This is a genomic window from Sporomusa sp., assembly GCF_057736855.1.
This window is the reverse complement of the sequence record NZ_JBYKYF010000277.1, coordinates 944-4,206: the sequence shown is the minus strand read 5'-3', so window position 1 is coordinate 4,206 and position 3,263 is coordinate 944. Positions and strand designations below refer to the sequence as shown.

Genomic DNA, 3,263 nt, shown 5'->3' with positions numbered 1-3,263 from the left:
CGCAATTTTACCCACTCCGGTCTTTTCGGCTACTTGCGGATGCGGCGATGGTCCAACCCAGCCATCCACCTGCTTACTGGTAAGTGCTGGCATCAAGTTAGCTGTATCTTTTAAATCCACTAACAAAATTTTTGCATGTAACTCGTTAGGATTTCTCGTGTATGAGATGTTATTCTGCTTAAGTGCTCCCTCAAAAACCATCAAGGGCGCACTGGTTGGGGAATGATAGCCAATTTTTACAGGCTCTTTTTGACGGTCTAAATAGTTTACAAATCCATCCCAGCCATCAATGGGATTATCTTTGGGAAAGACGAGGGCTAGTCCTTCTGTCTGCACAGGCGCTAACACTTTAATTGGTGTGCCACTGTCAATTGCCGACATCATAGCCGTTATTGACGCTAAGGCTACATCAATATGCTTCTGGGCAAACAGGGCCGCAGTTTCTGCCCCACTTTTAGTGACAACAAACTCAACATTAGCTACCTTTTTCCCATCGGAATACAGCTCATATTTTTCTTTGTCCACTATTGGCTTTAAATAAGTACCCGAGTCCTTAAAAGCTTCACCTTTTTTGGCAGCAACCATTAAGGGCGCGTGATGGTCTACGAACGTATAGCCAATTTTAATTGTCGGTACTTGGATAGTTGTACTTGCTGATTGGCTACAGCCAGTTAATACCATACTTATTGCTACCAAAACAATCAGGCATAATTCAGTTATTTTTTTCACATAAAACCCTCCAACTATTTTTTAAGCAAGAAATCCCTATCTTACCTTACATCCCCTAACTATAGATAAATTCTATTACTTTTCCAATATTTATATATGACAAAAAACTCCAAAATCCTGCTAATTTATTTAAATATTTTGAATAAACAACCGGGCATCGTATTGTTCAAATGAATAGGTGACTTAAAAGGCGCAGTTGCAAAGCGTTATCGCTTGAAGCTGCGCCTTTTGTAGAAGGTACTACCTTCCAAAAAATCGTTGATATGATTGCTGAGCTTTCACAACAGGTCAAAGAAATAAATCAGCCGACTCAGCCAATAGATACAAAGACGCAGATACAAGCCCACCGCTTGCAACTGCGTCTTTTTTAGTTCTATCCAAACCACGCCTCTTTTAGGCGTTTAACTGCTGGTTCTATTTCGGTAGCCGGAATTTTTGAGAAGTACAGGATGATACGTGAAGAATTTTCTGCCGGGTTTTGTAAATAATAATCTTGAATCGAAGCTACCCGACAACCTGTTGCTAAAGCCCGCTCTACGAGTTGTTCGGTTGTAAGTTCAGATTTGATATGCAGGACCGTATGCAGCCCGGAATCGCTTCCTTCAAATTCTACATAGTTTCCTAATATACGTTTGACAGCATTCTCAAGTATTAACTTCTTTCCATAATATAGTTTTCGCAATCGCCGGATTTGCCGCTCTAAACACCCATCTGCCATAAATTGGGCCAAGGCAAGTTGCTCAATAGTCGAAGCCGCTTGGTTGTACAACGCCGCGTTCTGCTGAAAAGCAGCCAACAGTTTTTCCGGCAGCACCATATAACTAATACGAATGGACGGCGGTATGATCTTAGATAGCGAACCCAAATATACTACCGTATCCCTATGATCCAGGCCTTTTAAGGCTGGAATCGGCCGTCCGAAATAACGAAACTCACTGTCATAATCATCTTCAATAATGATGCCATTCACACTCTCAGCCCAGTTTAATAGTTGTGTTCGTTTTCCAACAGGCATGATATAGCCTGTTGGAAATTGATGCGAGGGGCTCACATAAACAAGTTTAGCCCCGCTGTCAAACAATCTGTCCATATCAATACCGTCTTTTTTCATCGGTATAGCAATGATATTATAGGAATAATTGGCAAAAATGCGTCTGCCATTTTTGAAACCAGGGTCTTCAAAAGCAATCGTATTGGTTTCTGATTTAAGCAGGCTGCACAAGATATTCAGCAAACTCTGCACTCCGGGGCCAATAACAATTTGCTCCGGATAGGTGTAGACACCTCTTGAATTACCGATATATTTCGCTATTTCGGCCCGTAGCTCTGCCTCTCCCTGAATATGCCCATACCCAAAAAGGCGTTCTTTATGTAAAAATACTTTATTGATATATCGCTTCCACAGGGAAAAATCAAAACCATCACTATCCATTTCGCCACTGGCAAAATCATATACTATTTTTTGTTCTTTTGCCGCTTGCCTATCAAACAACCGAATAGGCACGAATCCAGTGCTTTTTTTTATACTGATACCATCAAACTTATTTACCAGATACCGTGAACGATTGCAATTTAAAATATACCCCTCGCTCGCCAATTGCTGATATGCTTTTTCCACAGTAATTTTGCTCACAGACAGACTAGCCGAAAGTCCCCTGATGGATGGCAGCTTATCCCCTTCATGCAGGTGGTTTTGTTCAATTGCCTGCTTGAAATATTGATATAGCTGCATATATAGAGTGGTTTTGCTAGTATGGTCAAGCATAATTAAATCCATCGCGTCCTCCAAACTGTACCTATCAAAATTATATATTCTGTATATTTTAAAAGGTTCATTTATATTTTATAATACAACTATATTTTTTGGAAGAAATATTTTCAGTGATAACCTACTAAGCGAAGGAGAGTTTCTTATGACAATTTACAAAGCACTTGCAGTTGCTGGGTCAGACACAAGTGGCGGCGCAGGACTTCAAGCAGATTTAAAAACCTTTCAGGAGCTTGGCGTGTATGGCATGACAGCCATCACAGTCATTGTCTGCCAAAACCCAACTAATAATTGGTCTCATGACGTTTATCCCCTGCCGCTTGAAGTCCTAGAGGCCCAAATGGAAACTGTACTTGCCGGAATTGGTATTGATGCACTCAAAACAGGTATGCTGGCAACAACTGAGGTGATATCGCTTGTCGCTAACAAGATTGATAAATATGCGGTTAAAAATGTCGTAATCGACCCAGTGATGGCCTGCAAAGGCACTGATGAAGTTCTCCATCCGGAAACAACTGTTGGCATCCGCGAAATACTGGCTCCCCGCGCCACCATAATCACACCGAATATTTTTGAGGCCGGACAATTAAGTGGCATCCGATCCATTCGCTCTGTAGAAGATATGAAAGCGGCGGCGGCTGAAATCTATAAATTGGGTCCCAAGAATGTTCTAATAAAAGGTGGAGCCAAAATTGATAGTCCCGATGCGGTCGATGTACTGTACGATGGTAACGAATTTACCGTCTTACACTCCCCGAAAATCAAT

3 protein-coding genes are annotated in these 3,263 nt (G+C 41.5%); 1 reads left to right on the top strand and 2 read right to left on the bottom strand.

Annotated elements, in window-relative coordinates:
• On the bottom strand, positions 1-729 hold a 729-nt coding region (locus AC29Z1_RS14530; RefSeq protein ID WP_488272172.1), incomplete at its 3' end, for an ABC transporter substrate-binding protein.
• 373 nt (positions 730-1,102) lie between these two features.
• On the bottom strand, positions 1,103-2,506 hold the full coding sequence (gene pdxR, locus AC29Z1_RS14525; protein WP_488272171.1) for a MocR-like pyridoxine biosynthesis transcription factor PdxR: 1,404 nt from the start codon (positions 2,504-2,506) through the stop codon (positions 1,103-1,105).
• 136 nt (positions 2,507-2,642) lie between these two features.
• Here pdxR and thiD point away from each other — a divergent pair.
• On the top strand, positions 2,643-3,263 hold a 621-nt coding region (gene thiD / locus AC29Z1_RS14520), incomplete at its 3' end, for a bifunctional hydroxymethylpyrimidine kinase/phosphomethylpyrimidine kinase (protein ID WP_488272170.1).